Consider the following 19175-nt stretch of genomic DNA (forward strand, 5'->3'; position numbering starts at 1 on the left):
GCTACCGCACCGGCATGCCGGGCAGGGCGCCGGCATCGGCGTCCAGCAGCGCCAGCGCGCCGCCGTCGAAACCGGCCGACAGGATCATCCCTTCGCTCAGGCCGAAGCGCATCTTGCGCGGCGCCAGGTTGGCGATGAACACCACGTTGCGGCCGACGAGCGTTTCCGGCTCGCCGTAGCTGGCGCGGATGCCGGAGAAGATCTGGCGCTGGCCGAGGTCGCCGGCATCCAACAGGAAGCGCAGCAGCTTGTCGGAACCCTCGACGAACCCGCACTCCAGCACCCTGCCGATGCGCAGGTCGAGCCTGGCGAAATCCTCGATGCCGATCAGGCCGGTAGCGTCCTTCGTTTCCACGGACGCAGCCGGCGTCGCTTCGGCCTTTTTCGCGGGAGCGGCAGGTGCAGCGGCGAGGGTATCCTTGGAAGCGTCGGTCATGGCGTCGATCAGTTTCGGGTCGATACGGGTGAAGAGCGGCGAATACGCCTGGATGGTGTGCGACTGCAGCGGCGCTGCGACGTCGGCCCAGGTTTCCACGGGCGCACTGAGGAAGGCCTCCGCTTCCGCCGACGTGCGCGGCAGCACCGGCTTCAGGGCCGCGGCGAGGACGCGGAACAGATTCAGGCCCTGCGTGCAGACCGCCTGCAGTTCGCCATCCGCACCTTCCTGCTTGGCGATCACCCAGGGCTTGGTCTCGTCGATGTACTTGTTGGCCTCGTCGGCCAGCGCCATGGTCAGGCGCAGCGCCACGGCAGGTTCGTTGCGTTCGTAGGCGTCGGCGATGGGGCCGAGCGCGTCGACGAAGCGCTGGTACATGGCCGGATCCGGCAGCGCATCGGCCAGCCTGCCGTTGAAGCGCTTGTCGATGAAGCCGGCGCAGCGGCTGGCCAGGTTGACGAACTTGCCGACCAGATCCGCGTTGACGCGTGCGATGAAGTCGCCGAGGTTCAGGTCGAGGTCGTCGACGCCGCCGGACGACTTGGCCGCGTAGTAATAGCGCAGCGCCTCCGGTTCCAGGCCCATGTCCAGGTAGGTACGCGCCATGATGAAGGTGCCGCGCGACTTCGACATCTTGGCGCCATCGACCGTCAGGTAGCCGTTGACGTGCAGGCGCGTCGGCGCGCGATGGCCGGTGCCATGCAGCACCGCCGGCCAGAACAGGCCGTGGAAGTTGACGATGTCCTTGCCGATGAAGTGGTGCAGTTCGACGTCAGTGCCGGCTTCCAGGTGTGGCTCGAACGCGATCCCGCGCTCGGAACACAGGTTGCGGAAACTGCTCAGGTAGCCGATCGGCGCATCCAGCCAGACATAGAAGTACTTGCCGGGCGCACCGGGAATCTCGAAGCCGAAGTAGGGCGCATCGCGCGAGATGTCCCACGCGCGCAGGCCGCCGTCGGCATCCAGCCACTCGCGCAGCTTCGCCTTGACGCCGGGCAGCGCGACGTCGCCCGCCAGCCACTCGCGCAGGAAGGCATCGAAGCGGCCGACCTCGAAGAAGTAGTGCTCCGAGTCGCGGATCTCCGGCGTGCTGCCGGACAGGATGGACTTCGGTTCCTTCAGATCGGTGGGCGCGTAAGTCGCGCCGCAGACTTCGCAGTTGTCGCCGTACTGGTCGGCCGAGCCGCAGTTCGGGCAGATGCCCTTGATGTAGCGGTCGGGCAGGAACATGCCCTTGGCGGGGTCGTAGAACTGCGCCACCGTGCGGCGGCTGATGTGGCCGCCTGCCTCCAAGCGCTGGTAGAACTGTTCCGTCAGGTCGCGGTTCGCGGCGGAGTGGGTCGAGTCGTAGTGGTCGAAGGCCACGCCGAACGCAGCGAAGTCGCGCTCATGGCTGGCCTGGATGCCGGCGATGAAGGCTTCGGGCGTGACGCCGGCTTTTTCCGCCGCCAGCATGATCGGCGTGCCGTGGGTGTCGTCGGCACAGACGAAGTACACCGTATCGCCGCGCATCCGCCGCGCCCGTACCCAGATGTCGCCCTGGATGTAGCCCACCAGATGGCCCAGGTGCAGCGGGCCGTTGGCGTAGGGCAGGGCATTGGTGACCAGGGCGGTACGGCTCATGACAGGCTTCGCGACGGGGGGCGGCGATTATCGCATGGCCGGGCGTGCGCCTTTTCCGGTCCCACAACGCAACAGGCCCGGCAATGCCGGGCCTGCGCTTGAACGGCGCCAAAAGGTTACTGGCGGATCCAGGTCTGCGACTTGCAGATGAAGGCGATGCAGCCGGACACCTCCAGCTTCTTGCCACCCTCGATCAGCTCCATCTTCGACTTGTAGATCTTGCCCTCATCGGGCTTGAGGATGGTGCCACCGGCGTACTGGCCACCGCCCTCGGCCTTCATGCCGCGGATGATCTCCATGCCGGTGATCGGCTTGTTCTTGCGATCGTCCTTGCACTTGTCGCAGGTCGGGTTCGGCTTGCTCGGATTGATCAGTTCGACGATGCGGCCGGTGATCGCGCCGTTGGCGGCCTGGGTGATCTCGACGAAGGACTTCGGCTTGCCGGTTTCGCTGTCGATGGTCTTCCAGCGGCCGACCACCGGATCGGCGGCCGACGCCACCAGCGACACGGCCATCAACGGAGCGGCCAGCATCGCGGCCATCAGGGTCTTGCGCATGTTCCCCTCCCAGGGATTCAGGTCAGGCCCGCCGGCAACGACCGGCGGGATGACGCCTTTTATACCGCATCCGCTGGCGTATGGAAGGGCTCAGCCGTCCTTTCGGGTACCGAGTTCGCTGTCGCTCCGTTCAGGTGTTTCCGGTTCTTTTGCATCGACATCAGGATTCGCGCCTGGGATGCGGGAGGCGGGTTGCTGGGCGGGGAGCTGTTCCACGTCGCCGATGCTCACGCGCCCGATGCGCGGTTTCATCCAGACGTTGTCGTGCCAGGCCTGGTACTGCTTCGGATCCCAGTACTTGTCGTCGAAGAACTTGCTGCCGTCGATCTGCTCGAACCCGTTCGGTCCCGGTACATAGATCTGCACGTTGCCCGTGAAGCCCGTTCGGCTACCGGTGATCTTGTTCCGCTCGCGGCGCAGGACGGTTGCGATACGCGGCTGCGCTGCCTCGTCGCCGTACTTCGCGTACAGCGCTGCACCTTCTTCCAGCGCGCGCTGGCGCTCGGCTTCGCTCAGTGCGCTCCAGTAGCGCTCGCGCAGGCCGAGAAATCCCGCATAGCCTCGTTCTGCCGCAAGATCCATCCACGCATAGGCGAGCGCCGCGTCCTTGGGGGCGCCTTGGCCGTTCCAGAGCATTTCGGCCACCATGCCTTGCGACGGCTTGTCCGCATAGAACGCAGCCCGCTGGAAGAACTTCAGCGCATCTTCGTACCGTCCTTGCTTGAACTCCTCCAAGCCATGCAGGCGGTACCTCAGGTCCGGGTGGGCCGTGAGGAATCCCGCCGACAGCATCAGCCTGTCCTGGGTCGGGTCCGGTGCAGCCACGTTCTGCGCCATCACGGCCTGCGTCGCGACCGGCAGGCACAGCGACGCAAGCATGATCATTGTTCTGAGCGGTTTCATGAACTTCCTTTTCCCCCGAGTGAGTGCCCACCATTCTGTGAATTCGTCGGCGTGCACGCCCGTATCGAAAGTCACGATGCGGCAATGGCAAGAAAAACGGCCGACCCCGAGGGGCCGGCCGTCGACAATGTCACTTCAACGGGTCAGTTGCTCTTGCTGGGAGCGCCGACCGTCACCGTTCCACCGATGTGGCGGGAGAAGAAGTCCAGCATGGTCGTGTAGAGCTTCACCCGGTTCTCGACGTCGTAGAAGCCGTGCATTTCACCCGACTGGATGATCATGCCTTCCGGCGGATTGCCTGCCTCGATCAGCGCCTTGTTCATCAATTCGGTCTGTTCCGGAGGCGTCCGCACGTCGCGGGCACCGGCGGCCAGATACACCGGGATCTTCACTTCGCCGGCCCGACGTGCAGGTGAGTTCTCTGCCCAGGACTTCGTATCGGTTCCGTGCGTGCGACGGAGATAACGCTGCCCGGACTCACGCTCCGGGATATCGCCCTTCTTGAACATCATGTCCACGTCGTAAACACCCACGTAGCCGAACGTGCACTTGAACAGGCCTGGCGCACGGATGGGCGCCATCAGCGAGGAGTAACCGCCGAAACTGCCGCCATAGATGCAGATGCGTTCCTTGTCGGCATAACCCTGACCGATGGCCCACTGCGTCGCGTCGATGATGTCGTTCTGGATGCCTTGGCCCCACTGCAGGTGGCCTGCATCCTGGAACGCTTTGCCGTAGCCACCCGAGCCGCGAAAGTTCACCTGCAGTACGGCATAGCCACGGCTGGCCAGCAACTGCGCCTCCCCATTGAAGCCCCAGTTGTCGCGGGGACCAATCGGGCCGCCGTGCGGGTTGACGATCATCGGCAGGTTCTTGCCGTTGGAGCCGTGCGGCAGGGTGAGGTAACCGTGAATGAGCTTGCCGTCGCGCGACGTGAAGTTGAACGGCCTGACGGAGGCCATCTTCTTCTTGTCCAGCTCCGGCTTGCGTTGCATCAGGAATCGTGCCTTCCCTGTGTCACGGTCGTAGAGATAGAGCTCGCCGGGATTGCTGTCGCTGTAGACGCTGACGATGACCTTCTTGCCGTCTTGGGTCTGGCTCGCGAAGTCGACCATCTGCCCTTCAAACGCACCGGCGAGCGACGCATAGAGTTCTGCGTCCGGGCTGCTTTCATCGATCAGCTTGACTGCGGGAGCACCGGCCTCGGTAACGACGCCCACCAGCGTGGATTCGTCGGTCGACCAGATGTAGTCGGATACCTCGGCGACCTTGTCCTGGAACAAGGGCGTGAACTCGCCGGTCGCGGTGCTCAGTGTGCCGACCGCGGCAGGGGACTTGCCGTCGTCCTGCTCCGCGTAGACCGTACCGGTTGCGGTCGTGCGGATCACCGAAAGGTGTTTGCCGCCGGATTTGGATGCGTTGACAAGTGTCCAGCCCTTGTCATCACGCCTGTAGAGCTCGGTACGCTCGTCGTATTCGCCTTCCTCATCCTTGCTCGAAGAGCAGACCGCGAACCGTGGCTGCTTGTCGGCATCCAGGGCGATACTGCAGTTCTCCTTGGGCGCGCGGCCAAGGGAAACACGTCGGCCGCTCAGCGTGTCCATGCGATAGACCTCGGTGCCGACGCCCTCGGAGGAGCGAGGACTGGTGGCCTGCATGATCACGTTCTGGTCATCGTCGCGCAGCGTATCGAGCAGCGAGAAACGCTCGGACCCCACTGTCTTGCCACGCTGGGTGGCATCACGGGTTCCGTAGAAAATCAGTGGCCGCGGCTGGCTGCCGTCGGCATTCACCGCAAACCACTCGCCCGTATTGAACGGCTGCGCGTAACCGCCCAGCTTCTTGATCGCGTTGAACATCAGGCGATCTGGGCTGACCCAGTAAAAGCTGCCCACGCTCTTGTTGTCGGGCAACTGGTTGACCTTGACGAGCTTCAAGTCGCTGGTGCGCATGACCGCGAGCACATCCTGCTCGCCCTTGTCGACCGTGACTGCAAGATATTCGCCATTGGGCGAGATCTTCACGGTGCCGTAGGCAGGGTGCGAGACGAAATCGCGGACTGGCTGGAGCGTTGCCGCGTGTGCCGGGGCGAAAACAATCCCCGTCACCAACAACGTTTTGATGATGAACTTCACATAACCCCCTAAAGTGATGTGGAATCCGTAGGACACAACGGTCACCACGCAATCCTATAGGAAAAGGGGCCCGGCGTTTCCACCGGGCCCCGTTGCCTTAACCCTCTGGCCGATCAGTTGAACTTGTAGCTGAAGCTGACAAACACTTCGCGCCCGATCGGGCTATACGCGCGCCAGAAGAAGGGATATGTATTGAACGTATCGTCTTCAGGAGCCAGCTCGTCGAGGACGTTATTGATCGCGATGCCGACCGTCGCCTTTTCGGTGATCTTCTTCGATACCTGCGTGTTCCAGATTACGTAGGAACCGATACGACCCGTCTCCGCCCAATTCGGCAGGGAGCCCCAACGATAGCCGTTAAGGTTGACGTTCCAATCGTCCCGTTCCCAGTTCACTTCCCAGTTGACGCGGCTGCGGAAGTTGAAGAACTGCTTGTCATCGCGGATGTTGCGAATGCCGCTGCCGGGGAACTCTTCTTCTTCCAGCTTCAGTACGTGAGTCCAGCCCAGTCCGAAATTAAAGTCGCCCAGGCGATCGGTGTCCAGCTGATAGCGCCACTTCGCGTCGATGCCCGAAGTTTCCAGCATCGACTGGTTGAACGGGAACGACAGGTAAGAATCGATCTCGTCGTCGTTGATTGCATCCACTCCCGTGCGCGTCACCAAGCTGGTGAAGAACTGGCAAGCGTCCGAAGTGCCATCGACGGTGTTGCCGTTACGATCGGTACCGAGCAGGCACGCCGCCTCTTCCCGCATGAGGTAGCTGGTGGAGATGTCGCTGACAGCGCCTTCCAGTTTGATCCGGTAAGCATCGACGCTGATCGACATGTTGTCCGTCACGTCCCACACGACGCCGAGCGTTGCGGAACGTCCCTCTTCCTCTTGCAGCTCCGTGCTGCCGCTGCGAGTACCGAAGACGCTGTAGGTGTATGCGGCGGCGCCACACGGGTTTGGACTGCCAGCAGGCGGAGCCGGGTTCAGGCCGTCGCGGCGGCAACGGTACTCGTCGAGGACGGTGGTGAAGAAGCCGGACTCCTTCGCAAAGACATAGTGCATGTCCGGTGCACGGAAGCTGGTAGCGTAGCTGCCGCGAATCAGCAGGCTGTCAACGGGACGGAACTCGAGGCCGGCAGACCAGGTAAAGGCGCCGTCCACCTCGGTGATGTCATCGTACTTGTCGTAGCGGCCGGCCAGATTCATCTTCAGCGTTTCGAAGACCGGGATGCTGAACTCCATGCCAAGCGCATAGCGGTCGCGATCGCCGCCACCGCCGGTGCCCGTCAGGTTGTAGATCGGGTCGGGACCGGTGTAGTCGGGCGCGATGCGGGGGTCGTTCTGCAAATCATACTTCTGGCTGGCAGCTTCGATCGTCGCCGCCATGCCTAGCGCGCCCGCCGGCAGCTCAAAAAGATCGCCGGATAGCGTGAACGACGCCTGGGACACTTCGGATTCGGCATCGGTGCCCACTGTGGTGATCAGCGAACGATAGGTATCACCCGTCAGCGGCGTGAAGAAGCGATTGACGTTGAAATTGACGACGGGATACGGACCTTGGAAGAGGCCTGTGTTCGGTCCCAGGAAGTACTCGCGGATCGCATTAGCGCGGAAACGCGGTTGCTTGACCTCTAGGTCATAGCGCGCATGCGAGATCGCCGCCTCCCAGTCGAAGCGATCGTTGAACAGGGTGCCCCTTAAGCCGGCCGCAACGTCGAACGAACGTTCGCTGACGGTCGTCTGTTGCGCACCCAATCCACCCAACTCGCTCGGCGTGAAGATGCGCTGCGAGTCCAAGATGGCACGACGGGTGGCGTCGTAAACCAGGCCGGACTGCCAGAACTGAGTGGCGGAGGCGATCTTCGCATCGGCGCTCGACGCGCTGATCTGGCCGAAAGCCTGCAGGCCGCCATCAAAATCGTACGTTCCGTACAGGTATCCGCTAAGGTTCTCGTCGGAGTTGCGGATCTGCTGAGTGGCCGGATAGCCGAAGTAACCACAGGTTCCACGGGCTTCTAGCTCGTACTCACTGAAGCGCGCACAAGCCGAAGCGGGCGTGTCGCCGGTGGGATAGATGTACGCGTTGAGGCCCGTACCAATGGAACGGTTGCGCAAGCGCAAGCCGATGGTTGCCAGTGCGTTCTGCGGCTCGACGGAGGGATCGTCGCGGTAGGAGTCCATGAAGTCGCGCTGCGAAGCGAAGATTTCTTCGCGCGTGAGATACTCGGCCGCATACGTCACGCTCCAGTTGTCGCCGGTCTTGCCGCCGACCCACTGAACGCGACCGCTGTCGCCGCCGCCGCGGGTGGTGGTGCCGCCACGGAAGGTGACCATGTCGCCTTCATAGTTCGACTTCATGATGATGTTGACCACACCAGCCACAGCGTCGGAGCCGTAAATTGCCGACGCGCCTCCCGACAGCACTTCGATACGTTCGATGGCTGCTGCGGGAATGTTGGCCAGGTTCACCGCATTCGACTGGCTGTTGTAGGGCAACGGGTAGTCGGCGGTGCGGCGGCCGTTGACCAAGACCAGCTGGTAGCCCGGGCCGAGGCCGCGCAGGTTCAGGAAGCTAGCGTTAGGGGTAAAACCGTTCTGGTTCAGTTCGTTCTGCACCGAACCGGTGAACTCGGTCAGCGTATTCAGAGCATCGTAGACGGTCGAGAAACCCTGCTTCTCAATATCTTCAGCCGTGATGACCGTGACCGGGGCGGGACCCTCGATTTCGGCCTTCTTGATGCGCGAGCCGGTCACCGTGACCTTGTCCAGCGTGGACGTCGCTTGCGAAGACTGCTGAGTGGAGCCGGCCTCTTGGGCGATCGCGGTGCCCGCGAACGGCATGACTAGAGCAGTGATCAATGCCGCGCTCAGGCGGCTGCGCTTGAGCGCATTCGTATTGCGAACTGACATGTGGTGAATCCCCTAAACTGTCAATGGATGTGGCCCCCACTGGACTGATCCCTCGGTCCCGGCCACACGTAAACGTCCTCGTGACCCGACGTTAACATGGGATTAACGCCGATGCCCATAGCACGGAAACATGTTACAGGCGTTACCACTCAAAGCGTGACCAAGGTCACAGAAATGATCCGGAGTCGACTTGGAACTGGAATACCTGTCTCACATTCATCTCCCGGAATTGCCGGCCAACCTGAACGGAGGCCTGTCTTGGGCGGCGTCGCCCGCTCCCTCAGGCATCGACGTCTCGCTTCGTGCCGGCTTTCCGCTGGAAGGGCTTCGCGGGGATCTCGAGCAGCGGGTGATTGCGGCCTTGGCGGCCCATGGCCAGCATTTGGCATCCCTGTCCCTGGTGGCCCGCATCGCCTCCCACGCCGTCCAAGGCACCCTGTCCCCCCACCCCCGCATCCGCAACGTCATCGCCGTTGGCTCCGGGAAGGGCGGGGTGGGGAAGTCGACCACCTCGGTGAACCTGGCCTTGGGCTTGGCGGCCGAGGGGGCGCGGGTCGGGATCCTGGATGCGGACGTCTACGGCCCCAGCGTGCCGGCCATGCTGGGCCTGTCGGGGCGGCCGGAGAGCCATGACAACAAGTCGATCGAGCCGATGCGGGCGTTCGGGGTGGAAGCCATGTCGATCGGTTTCCTGGTCGATCCGGACACGCCGATGATCTGGCGCGGGCCGATGGCGACCTCGGCGCTGATGCAGCTCTTCACCGACACCTTGTGGGGCGACCTGGACTACCTGCTGGTGGACCTGCCGCCGGGTACGGGCGACATCCAGCTGACCCTGGCGCAGAAGATCCCGGTCGCGGGCGCGGTGATCGTCACCACGCCGCAGGACATCGCCACGCTGGATGCGAAGAAGGCGCTGAAGATGTTCGAGAAGGTCGAGGTGCCGGTGCTGGGCATCGTCGAGAACATGGCCGTGCACACCTGCTCCAACTGTGGCCATGTCGAGCACCTGTTCGGCCAGGGCGGCGGCGAGCGGATGGCGGCGCAGTATGGCGTGCCGTTGCTCGGATCGCTGCCGCTGGACATCGCCATCCGCGAGCAGGGCGATGCCGGCCAGCCGGTCGTGGTGGCCGCGCCCGATTCGCCCGTGGCGCAGGCCTACCGGCAGACGGCGCGGGTGATGGCGGCCACGCTGGCGCAGCGGCCGCGGGCGTCCGTGCCCATCACTTCGTCGCTGGTCTGACCTGCCAGTCGAAGACGGCGGGCCTGGGCCCGCCCTACAATTCCCCGTCCGCCGCGCGCCGTGCGCGCGGCTTTCGTCCCACCAGACCAGGATTTGCATGAGCATCAAGAGCGACCGTTGGATCCGCCGCATGGCCGAGCAGCAGGGCATGATCGAGCCGTTCGAGCCGGGGCAGGTGAAGCAGGTCAACGGCCAGCGCATCGTCAGCTACGGCACGTCCAGTTACGGCTACGACGTGCGCTGCTCGCGCGAGTTCAAGGTGTTCACCAACATCAACTCCACCATCGTCGACCCCAAGCACTTCGACCCCAAGAGCTTCGTGGACATCGAAGCCGACGAATGCATCATTCCGCCGAACAGCTTCGCGCTGGCACGCACGGTGGAGTTCTTCCGCATCCCGCGCGACACGCTGGTGGTCTGCCTGGGCAAGAGCACGTATGCGCGCTGCGGCATCATCGTCAACGTCACCCCGCTGGAGCCGGAATGGGAAGGCCACGTGACGCTGGAGTTCAGCAACACCACGCCACTGCCGGCGCGCATCTACGCCAACGAAGGCGTGGCACAGATGCTGTTCTTCCAGTCCGATGCCGATGATGTCTGCGAGACCAGCTACAAAGACCGCGGCGGCAAGTACCAGGGCCAGACCGGTGTGACGCTGCCGCGGACCTGATCGCCGGTACGTCAGCAACGAAAGGAGTCGCCATGCGGACGCCATCCCCGGCAGAAGATCCTTATCGCAGTCCCGAGGCGGATCTTGCTCTGCCGCCTGAAGGTGCTGCGCTCGATATGGCCGGTCGCTGGTCGAGGTTGGCCGCCGCGCTGATCGACAGCGCGATCAGCATGACGGTGATGTTCCCGCTGATGTACGTCAGCGGTGTCTGGGATGAGGCGCTCAAGGCGGGCAGGTCCGGCGCGTTCGGGTTCATGCCGCTGGGAACGACCTTGTTGTGGGCCGTCATCGGGCTGGCCTTGTTCGTGCTGATTCAAGGGTATCCACTGCACACGAAGGGACAGACCTGGGGCAAGAAGGCCTTGTCCATCAAGGTGGTCGATATGCAGGGCGGCAAGCCTTCGTTCACGACGCTTCTTTTCAAGCGCTATGTGCCGACCGGTGTGATCGCCAACATCCCCTGTGTGGGGACACTTTATGTCCTTGTCGACTCACTGATGATCTTCCGCCAGGACCAGCGTTGCCTGCATGACCTGATTGCAGGCACGCGCGTCGTCCGCACCAACTGATCGAGCGTGGTCGGGTCAGTGTTCCGCGCCGGCCGCCATCCGGATATCCGAAGGCGTCTTCAACGCTACCTGCGTAGCGAGCCGTAGTGCTGCGCTCACCGTCTCAACGGCGATGGATGGCGCGCCCGGATGCAACGCTGCCTGCGTGGGCGAGTAGGGGATGTGGATGAAGCCGGCCCGCACGCTGCGTCGCGCGCGGAAGGCGTGCATCAGGCCGTAGAACACGTGGTTGCACACATAGGTGCCTGCGGTCTGCGAGACCTCGGCCGGGAATCCGGCGGCATGCAGGGCCTCGCGCATGGCCTTGATCGGCAGGGTGGAGAAATAGGCGGCGGGACCGCCGTCGATCACCGGCAGGTCCACCGGCTGACGCCCCGTGTTGTCGGGAATGCGTGCGTCGTCGACATTGATCGCCACGCGCTCCAGCGACAGCTGCGCCCGCCCGCCGGCCTGGCCGACGCAGATCACCAGCGAAGGCGTGATCTCCCGCAGCGCGGCGCGCAGCGACTTCAGGGAATCGCCGAAGGCAACCGGCAACTCGCGCGCCACCACGCGGTGTCCGGCGATGCGTGTGCCATGCAAGGCAGACACCGCCTGCCAGCTGGGATTGACCTGTTCGCCCCCGAACGGCTGGAAGCCGGTGAGCAGGACGGTACGCGTCGTCGTCATCGGATGCCTCGGTCAGACAGGATCAACGGAAGCACAGCCATGCCATCAGCAGCACGTTGGTGCCCATCAGCCACAGGCCGGTGGCGGCCTGCGCACGGATGACGCCGTACTGGTCGTCCAGTTCCAGCAGCACGGCCGGGACGATGTTGAAATTCGCCGCCATCGGCGTGAGCAGCGTGCCGCAGTAGCCCGTCAGCATGCCGATGGCGCCGAGGCTGGCCGGATCCGCGCCGTGGCGCTGCACCAGCAGCGGCAGGCCGATGCCGGCCATCATCACCGGGAATGCGGCGAACGCATTACCCATGATGACGGTGAACACGACCATGCCCAGCGCGAACGCCAGCAGGCAGGCCATGCGGTTGTCCGCGGGGATCACCATCGACACCAGCGAGGCCACGGATTCGCCCACGCCACTGGCGGCGAACACGCCGCCCAGCGTCGCCAGCACCAGCGGCAGCAGCGCCGCCCAGCCCATCGTGTCGAGCAGCCGGCGTCCTTCATCGGCGGCCCTCAGTGCGGGCTGCCGCGTCACGACGACCGCCGCCATCGCCGAGATCACGCAGGCCAGGGCCAGGCCGACCAGCGTCATGCCGGTCGCAGCGAACAGCGGCGTTCCGCCGATCGCGAGATGCGGGCCGGCGAGTACGACGAAGATGGTCAGCGCGGGAATCAGCAGGGCAGGCACGAACAGTCGGTGGCCCAGCCGCAGTGCGGACGCCAGCCGTTCCGATTCTGGCGCCTCCTCCAGCGGTTCGCGGCGCATGCGCGTGGCCAGCAGCGCCAATACCAGCACCGCACCGCCGGCGAACTGCGCCGGCACCGCATCGCCGGCCTTGCTTGCGCGCAGCACCGCATCCCCGCTCGCGAACAGCACGCCGATCAGGGTCCAGAAGGCGGCGTGCGCATACCGCCGCTGGCGCAGGTTGCGCCAGCCGGCATAGGCCAGGAAGGCCGCCAGCACCCAGTAGAAGGGCTCAATCGACAGCATCGGGCTGCTCCTCCGCGGCAGGTGCCGCACGGTCGAGTCGCCGCTGGAACAGCACGATGCGCACGGCATGGATGAGGAAGGCGGCGATCGCCGTCGGCAGCGCCCACAGCGCGATCTGCAGCGGTTCCAGCATGATGCCGTGCTGGGCATAGAAGCCCTGGATCAGCAGCACCGCACCGAAGGCAAGAAACACGTCCTCGCCGAAGAACCGTCCGATGTTGTCGGTCGCCGCCGCCATCGCATGCACGCGCTGCGCTTCGTCCCGCGCCAACGCCCCGCGCGTCTTGCCTGCCGCCGATTCGGCCATCGGTGCCAGCAGCGGGCGCACGGTCTGCGCGTGGCCGGCGATGTCGATCAGGCCGACCATGCTCAGCCCCTGGCGCACCAGCAGGTAGCCGGCCAGCAGGCGCGACAGGGTCAGTCCGCGCAGCCGCGCGATCCAGCGCAGTGCGTGTTCGCGCAGTCCGGCCCGTTCCAGCAGGCCGATGGTCGGCAATGTCAGCGCGAACATCAGCAGGGCGCGGTTGGACACGAAGCTCTCGCCCAGCAGCGCGAGCAGTTCGGGGATCGACTTGCCCGCGGCCAGGCCACTGACCAGACCGGCGCTCACCACCACGATGACCGGATTGAAACGCAGCACGAAGCCCGCCACCACCACGGCGATGCCCAGCAACGGCCAGTAACTCATGCGCGGCGCTCCAAGGTGCGGATGGCGAATCCTGCGGTTTCGATCGTTTCACGGAGACCGCGCGCGAATGCCGCGGCATCGGGCCGGTCGCCATGCAGGCAGATGCTGTCCGCACGCAGCGGCACCGATTCCCCGGTGCGCGCGATAACGCGGCCGGCCTCCAGCATCCGTGCCACCTGCGCGGCGGCGGTGGGCAGATCCTCGATGCTGGCATCGGCGTGGGCGCGCGGCGTCAGGGTGGCGTCGGCTTCGTAGCGACGCTCGGCGAAGGTCTCGTGCGCGACCTGCAGGCCGAGCCTTTCTCCCGCGGCGGTCAATGCGCTGCCCGACAGGCCGTACAGCACCAGGGTCGCATCGTGGTCGCGTACCGCGCGTGCGATGGCGTCGGCCAGTCCGGGTTCGCGGGCCGCCTGGTTGTAGAGCGCGCCATGTGGTTTGACGTGGTGGAGGCGGGCGCCCGCCGCGCGGACGAAGCCATCCAGCGCGCCGATCTGGTACAGCGTCAGCGCATACGCCTCGTCGGGCGTGATCGCATGGGCCATGCGGCCGAAGTTCTCCCGGTCCGCATGCGACGGATGCGCGCCGATCGCCACGCCGTGCGCGATGCACAGCGCGACGGTGCGCCGCATGGTCTCCGGCGAACCGGCATGGAAACCGCAGGCGATGCTGGCCGAACTGATGTGCGGAAGGATCGCGGCGTCGTCGCCGCACTCCTCGCCCAGGTCGCAATTGAAGTCGATGGTGCGCATGGTCGCGAGCCTACCGCAGGCTTACAGGCGTTGGGCGATGGCCAGGCGCAACCGGGCGAGGCGATGCGCATGTTCGAGGGCCAACGCATGGGCGCGCGCTGGCGCGACCGGCTCGAAGTGCACCGGTTCGCCGGGGCGCAATTGCGCGGCGCGTCCCAAGTCGCAGGCGATCACGTGGCCCAGGCGCGGATAGCCCCCCACCGTCTGCGCGTCCGCCAGCAGCAGGATGGGGTGACCGTCCGGCGGCAACTGCAGCGTGCCGACGGCCACCGGTTCGGAAACCCCGTCCGCCGCGTCCGCCGGCAGGCCCGTGCCGGCCAGTCGCAGGCCCTGGCGATTGCTGTCGGGATGCGTGCGCCAGCCCTGCAGGGCCAGTGCCGGCGCCGCGGCGTGCGAGGCGGGCACATAGCGCAGGACGTGACGGTCCGCCGTCCACGGGTCGTCCAGGTCGATCCACCAGCCGGGAAACACGGGCTGTCTTGCGGCCGGTGGGAGGCCATGGCGGGCGCCGAGGGGCAAGCGGTCGCCGGCACGCAGGGCGCGACCCTCCACGCCGCCGAATCCGCCGCGCAGGTCGGTGCTGCGACTGCCGAGTACGAGAGGCGCATGGAGGCCGCCTGCCACGGCCAGCCACGTGCGCAGTCCCTCGCGCACCGCGCCGAGCTTCAGTTCCCCGGCCGGCAGGTCCAGCGGGCGGCCCATCGGCAACGGGGTATCGTTCCACCACGCGGGCATGGCCGCACCGGTCAGGGCGATGCGGCAGGCGGTCGGCAGTCGCAGGCGCGGGCCCTGCAGCGTCATCTCCAGCCCGGCTTCGCCTTCGTCGTTGCCGACCAGCCGGTTCGCCATCGCCAGCGCGGCCGGGTCCATCGCGCCCGCGCGTGCCACGCCCAGATGCCGCCAACCATGACGGCCCTGGTCCTGCACGGTCGTCTGCATGCCGGGCGCCAGCACCAGCCATGCGCTCATGATGACGCCGCCATGCGGTCGAAGGTCGCCTCATCGATGGGCACGAAGCGCACGCGATCTCCCGGCTGAAATAGCGAAGGCGGCGCGCGACCGACATCGAACAGCACCTGCGGCGTGCGTCCCAGCAACTGCCAGCCGCCCGGACTTTCGCGCGGGTAGATGCCGGCCTGCGCACCGCCGATGGCGACCGACCCCGCCGGCACCCGCGTGCGTGGCGTCGCCAGGCGCGGCAGCGCCAGCGCGGGGTCCAGTCCCAGCAGATACGGGAAGCCGGGCGCGAAGCCGATCATCGCCACGGTGTAGACCGGCGCGCTGTGGCGGGCGATCAGCGTGGCGGCATCCATGCCCAACGCGTGCGCCGCGCGGACGAGATCTTCGCCATGTTCGCCGCCGTAGCAGACCGAAATCTCGTGCAGGGTGCTGCCGCCAGCGGGAAGAGGGGATCGGTTTGCAAGCAAGGCCTCGATCGCCCCGGCGACGAAGGCATGGGGGTCGCGGCCGGGCAGCTGGCCCGCGTCGAAGAACACCGCGAGGCTGGCATAGGCCGGCACCAGGTCGCGCAACCACGAGGGCGACAGGTCCCGCAGCTGCGCCGCGAGCCGGTGCACCGCCGCGTTGACCTCAACATCGATGCGGACGCCGAAGCGCACCAGCAGGGCGTCGTCGCCGAGCGGCTCGAACTGCGGTGCGCTCATGCCAGGCGCTGGCGCCAGCGTTCGATTTCCGCCGCAAGCTGGTCCGGCGCGTGGCGCACGACGTGGCCGTGACCCCAAACGGGCCCCGGCCACGCGGCATCGCCGTCATGACGACCCACCAGATGCACATGCAACTGCCGCACGATGTTGCCGAGTGCGCCGATGTTGAGTTTCTCCACCCCGGGCTGTGCGCGGATCAGCTGGCCGGCCTGGTTGATCTCCGCCAGCAGCAGGCGCTGCTGGCCGCCATCCAGGTCCAGCCACTCACTGACGCCGTTCACGCGCGGCACCAGCACCAGCCAAGGGTAGCGCGTGTCGTCCATCCGCCGCACCTGCGACAGCGGACCGTCGGCGATGAAGGTGCTGTCGGCGGCCAGCCGCGGGTCGAGCAGGAAATCGGTCATGCCAGGTTCCGGTGAAAGAAATCGAGCGTGCGTTCGCGTGCCAGCCGCGCACTGGACGGTTCGTAGTCCGTACGCAGGTCGCAGTTGAAGCCGTGGCCGGCAGGGTAGGTGAAGACATCCATCTGCGGCAGCAGGTCGCGATGCTGCTGCACCCGTTCCGGCGGAATGGACGCATCCCGTTCGCCGAAATGGCACATCACCGGCGCCAGCGGCGTTTCGGTCAGGAACGGCGCATTGCGGGCGCCGTAGTAGTTGACCGACGGCAGGCCCAGCCGCATCGCCGCCAGCAGCGCGACGGTGCCGCCCCAGCAGTAGCCCACGCAACCGACCTTGCCGGCGCCGGCGATCGCATCGGCCGCGCTGGCGGTGATGTCCACCGCCGCATCCAGGCCCAGCCGGGCGATCAGGTCGCGACCGCGCGCGATGCCGGCATCGTCATAGCCCAGTTCGACGCGAGGTTCGATCGGGTCGAAGTAGGCCGGCGCGAGGGCGACGTAGCCGTCGATGGCGAAGCTCTCCGCCACGCTGCGGATGTGCGCGTTCACCCCGAAAATCTCCTGCACGATGACCAGCGCGCCGCGCGGCGCATCGGCAGGATCCGCGCGCCAGCCGCTGATGCGGCCGTGGGGCGTGTCGATCTGAATCCAGTGGCCCATCGGCGGGATTCCCGGGGAGAGGGCCGCCAGTGTATGCGCAGCAGGCCGCGCGGCTGAACGCCCGGAGCGGTGGGCCGCAGACCGGGAGGCTATAATCCGCGCCCCGTACACGCCGCCGCCGTACCGTCTCCATGTCCCTGCAGAACCCCAAAGTGGGCTTCGTCAGCCTCGGCTGTCCGAAGGCCCTGGTCGATTCCGAGCGCATCCTCACCCAGCTGCGCGTGGAGGGATACGACATCGTGCCGACCTACGACGCGGCCGACGTGGTGGTGGTGAATACCTGCGGCTTCATCGATTCGGCCGTGGCCGAGTCGCTGGATGCCATCGGCGAGGCGATGAACCAGAACGGCAAGGTCATCGTCACCGGTTGCCTGGGCAAGCGGCCGGAGCAGATCCGTGAGCAGTATCCGGACGTGCTGGCGATCAGCGGTCCGCAGGATTACCAGAGCGTGATGGAAGCGCTGCATGAGGCGTTGCCGCCCAAGCACGATCCGTTCGTGGACCTGGTGCCGGACTACGGCATCAAGCTGACGCCGCGGCACTACGCGTACCTGAAGATTTCCGAAGGCTGCAACCACCGCTGCAGCTTCTGCATCATCCCGTCGATGCGCGGCGACCTGGTCTCGCGCCCGGTCGACGACGTGCTACGCGAAGCCGAGCGCCTGGTGCGCGGCGGCGTGAAGGAACTGCTGGTGGTCTCGCAGGACACGTCGGCCTACGGCGTGGACGTGAAGTACGCCGAGCGCGAATGGCACGGCAAGGCGTACCAGACGCGCATGAAGGCGCTGTGCGAAGGCCTGGGCGAACTCGATGCCTGGGTACGCCTGCATTACGTGTACCCGTATCCGCACGTCGACGATGTCGTCCCGCTGATGGCGGAGAACAAGGTGTTGCCGTACCTGGACATCCCGTTCCAGCACGCCAGTCCGCGCATCCTCAAGCTGATGAAGCGCCCCGGTGCCGTCGACAAGACGCTGGAGCGGGTGAAGCGCTGGCGTTCGATCTGTCCGGACATCACCCTGCGCTCGACCTTCATCGTCGGTTTCCCCGGCGAGACCGACCAGGAATTCGAGGAACTGTTGCAGTTCCTCGACGAAGCACAGCTCGACCGCGTCGGCGCGTTCGCCTATTCGCCGGTCGAAGGCGCGGCCGCCAACCGGCTGCCGGACCCGGTGCCGGAAGAGGTCAAGCAGGAACGCCTGGCGCGTTTCATGGAGAAACAGGCGGAGATTTCCGCCGCGCGCCTGGAAGCGAAGATCGGCACGGTGCAGCAGTGCCTGGTCGACCTGATCGAGGACGACATCGCCGTCGCACGCTCCAAGGCCGATGCGCCGGAGATCGACGGCCTGGTGCATATTCAGAACGGCGGCGAGCTGGGTCTGCGCGTCGGCCAGTTCGTCGACGTCGAGATCACCGAGAGCGACGAGCACGACCTGATCGGCGATGCCGTCGTGGGAACGGCGGGCGTGCCGCTCGATCTCAAGGTGCTGTGACCGCGCCGACCGTCGTGCCCCGCGCTGGTGATGGCCGGCGTCGTTTCGTCGCACCGCTGCGCGCAGACGTGGACCCCGAGTGTTTCCGGCATCCCGTGTTCGATGGCTACGGCGCCTGTCTGGATCTGCTGACGACGGCGGCTTGGCTTGGCATCGAAGACCTCGACGCACGCATGCCGGCCTCCGGTCCCCGCTTCGTGAAGCAGGACGCGGCGCTGCTCGCCGACGGGTTGCATTACGAACTGCGGATCGCGCAGGGACGCATCGCGACGCGGACGGAGCACTGGCACGACCTGTTCAACGCGATGGTCTGGATGCGGCATACGGCGCTCAAGCGGGCCCTCAACGGGCAACAGTGCCGGCATATCGAACGGATGGGCGCACATGAGCGCAGTCCGGCCCAGCAGGCGCTGACCCAGTTCGACGAAAGCGGCGTGATCGTTCGGGTGCGGGACGCGGCATTGCTGGAGCGCTGGGACCGGCACGACTGGGCGGCGCTCTTTCTCGACAATGCCGGATGCTGGCGCGACGGCAGCGCTGCCGTGGTCGCCGTCGTGGGGCACGCGTTGATGGAACAGATGCTGGTGCCGGGGCGCCTGCTGGTCGGCAAGTGCCTGGTGGTGCAGGGCGATGCGAGCGACGGTGTTGCGCGCGTGACCGAAGCGATTTCAGCAGGCGACGTGCTGCTTGCGCCGTCGGAACTGCGCCCGCTGCCACTGGCCGGCATTCCCGGATGGCATGCGGATCAGGTCGCCGCGTTCTATGCGCAGGAAAACTACTTCCGACCGCTGCGCGAGGGCCGCGTGTATCCGCGACCGCTGTGAA

Annotated in this window: 18 protein-coding genes; 5 read left to right on the forward strand and 13 right to left on the reverse strand. The window is 65.9% G+C overall.

Annotation, left to right across the window (positions count from 1 at the left end):
* Nucleotide 1 precedes the first annotated feature (1 nt).
* From metG to ASD77_RS14985, 5 genes are all read right to left on the reverse strand, one after another.
* Complete coding sequence (metG, locus tag ASD77_RS14965; protein ID WP_055943720.1) at nucleotides 2–2059, reverse strand: methionine--tRNA ligase; 2058 nt, start codon at nucleotides 2057–2059, stop codon at nucleotides 2–4.
* Nucleotides 2060–2175: 116 nt separating this feature from the next.
* Nucleotides 2176–2616: a DUF2147 domain-containing protein gene (locus ASD77_RS14970; protein ID WP_055943723.1), complete on the reverse strand. Its 441-nt coding sequence runs from the start codon at nucleotides 2614–2616 to the stop codon at nucleotides 2176–2178.
* Nucleotides 2617–2706: 90 nt separating this feature from the next.
* A complete protein-coding gene (locus ASD77_RS14975) occupies nucleotides 2707–3519 on the reverse strand; it encodes a sel1 repeat family protein (protein ID WP_156383676.1) in 813 nt (270 codons plus the stop codon).
* A gap of 143 nt (nucleotides 3520–3662) precedes the next feature.
* The gene (locus ASD77_RS14980; RefSeq protein WP_235578559.1) at nucleotides 3663–5699 is read right to left on the reverse strand and encodes a S9 family peptidase; all 2037 of its coding nucleotides are present in this window, start codon (nucleotides 5697–5699) and stop codon (nucleotides 3663–3665) included.
* Nucleotides 5700–5767: 68 nt separating this feature from the next.
* Nucleotides 5768–8557, reverse strand: coding sequence for a TonB-dependent receptor (locus ASD77_RS14985; RefSeq protein ID WP_082563354.1), 2790 nt, complete (start codon nucleotides 8555–8557; stop codon nucleotides 5768–5770).
* Nucleotides 8558–8948: 391 nt separating this feature from the next.
* Between ASD77_RS14985 and apbC the strand changes: the two genes are divergently transcribed.
* The 3 genes from apbC (at nucleotide 8949) to ASD77_RS15000 (ending at nucleotide 11039) form a co-directional block, all read left to right on the forward strand.
* The gene (gene apbC, locus ASD77_RS14990) at nucleotides 8949–9800 is read left to right on the forward strand and encodes an iron-sulfur cluster carrier protein ApbC (protein ID WP_055944991.1); all 852 of its coding nucleotides are present in this window, start codon (nucleotides 8949–8951) and stop codon (nucleotides 9798–9800) included.
* Between the two features lie 97 nt (nucleotides 9801–9897).
* On the forward strand, nucleotides 9898–10470 hold the full coding sequence (dcd, locus tag ASD77_RS14995; protein WP_055943731.1) for a dCTP deaminase: 573 nt from the start codon (nucleotides 9898–9900) through the stop codon (nucleotides 10468–10470).
* A 32-nt stretch (nucleotides 10471–10502) separates the two neighbouring features.
* Nucleotides 10503–11039 (forward strand): RDD family protein, encoded by a 537-nt coding sequence (locus tag ASD77_RS15000; protein ID WP_082563355.1) that lies wholly within the window; start codon nucleotides 10503–10505, stop codon nucleotides 11037–11039.
* Nucleotides 11040–11054: 15 nt separating this feature from the next.
* Here the strand turns inward: ASD77_RS15000 and pcp are convergent, their stop codons facing one another.
* Genes pcp through ASD77_RS15040 form a run of 8 tightly spaced genes read right to left on the reverse strand, consistent with a single transcriptional unit; the run spans nucleotide 11055 to nucleotide 16857 of the window.
* Nucleotides 11055–11708, reverse strand: coding sequence for a pyroglutamyl-peptidase I (gene pcp / locus ASD77_RS15005; protein ID WP_055943736.1), 654 nt, complete (start codon nucleotides 11706–11708; stop codon nucleotides 11055–11057).
* Nucleotides 11709–11730: 22 nt separating this feature from the next.
* A complete protein-coding gene (locus tag ASD77_RS15010) occupies nucleotides 11731–12696 on the reverse strand; it encodes a DUF979 domain-containing protein (RefSeq protein WP_055943739.1) in 966 nt (321 codons plus the stop codon).
* Complete coding sequence (locus ASD77_RS15015) at nucleotides 12683–13384, reverse strand: DUF969 domain-containing protein (protein WP_055943742.1); 702 nt, start codon at nucleotides 13382–13384, stop codon at nucleotides 12683–12685. The genes ASD77_RS15010 and ASD77_RS15015 overlap by 14 nt, the downstream gene beginning before the upstream one ends.
* On the reverse strand, nucleotides 13381–14133 hold the full coding sequence (locus ASD77_RS15020; protein ID WP_055943745.1) for a 5-oxoprolinase subunit PxpA: 753 nt from the start codon (nucleotides 14131–14133) through the stop codon (nucleotides 13381–13383). The genes ASD77_RS15015 and ASD77_RS15020 overlap by 4 nt, the downstream gene beginning before the upstream one ends.
* 21 nt (nucleotides 14134–14154) lie before the next feature.
* Nucleotides 14155–15102, reverse strand: a complete 948-nt coding sequence (locus ASD77_RS15025; RefSeq protein WP_055943748.1) for a biotin-dependent carboxyltransferase family protein — start codon at nucleotides 15100–15102, stop codon at nucleotides 14155–14157.
* Nucleotides 15099–15797, reverse strand: coding sequence for a 5-oxoprolinase subunit PxpB (pxpB, locus tag ASD77_RS15030; protein WP_055943750.1), 699 nt, complete (start codon nucleotides 15795–15797; stop codon nucleotides 15099–15101). Before pxpB ends, ASD77_RS15025 begins: the two co-directional genes overlap by 4 nt.
* Nucleotides 15794–16201 carry an HIT family protein gene (locus tag ASD77_RS15035; protein ID WP_055943753.1) on the reverse strand — a complete coding sequence of 136 codons (408 nt, stop codon included), beginning with the start codon at nucleotides 16199–16201 and terminating at the stop codon, nucleotides 15794–15796. Before ASD77_RS15035 ends, pxpB begins: the two co-directional genes overlap by 4 nt.
* Nucleotides 16198–16857: a dienelactone hydrolase family protein gene (locus ASD77_RS15040; protein ID WP_055943756.1), complete on the reverse strand. Its 660-nt coding sequence runs from the start codon at nucleotides 16855–16857 to the stop codon at nucleotides 16198–16200. The genes ASD77_RS15035 and ASD77_RS15040 overlap by 4 nt, the downstream gene beginning before the upstream one ends.
* Nucleotides 16858–16988: 131 nt before the next feature.
* Here ASD77_RS15040 and rimO point away from each other — a divergent pair, with 131 nt between their 5' ends.
* Together rimO and ASD77_RS15050 are read left to right on the forward strand one after the other, a co-directional pair.
* Nucleotides 16989–18350 carry a 30S ribosomal protein S12 methylthiotransferase RimO gene (gene rimO / locus ASD77_RS15045; protein ID WP_055943759.1) on the forward strand — a complete coding sequence of 454 codons (1362 nt, stop codon included), beginning with the start codon at nucleotides 16989–16991 and terminating at the stop codon, nucleotides 18348–18350.
* Nucleotides 18347–19174: a DUF3025 domain-containing protein gene (locus ASD77_RS15050; RefSeq protein WP_055943762.1), complete on the forward strand. Its 828-nt coding sequence runs from the start codon at nucleotides 18347–18349 to the stop codon at nucleotides 19172–19174. Before rimO ends, ASD77_RS15050 begins: the two co-directional genes overlap by 4 nt.
* Nucleotide 19175: the final 1 nt, after the last annotated feature.

Origin of the sequence: Pseudoxanthomonas sp. Root65 (genome assembly GCF_001427635.1) — a bacterium.
Lineage (GTDB): Bacteria > Pseudomonadota > Gammaproteobacteria > Xanthomonadales > Xanthomonadaceae > Pseudoxanthomonas_A.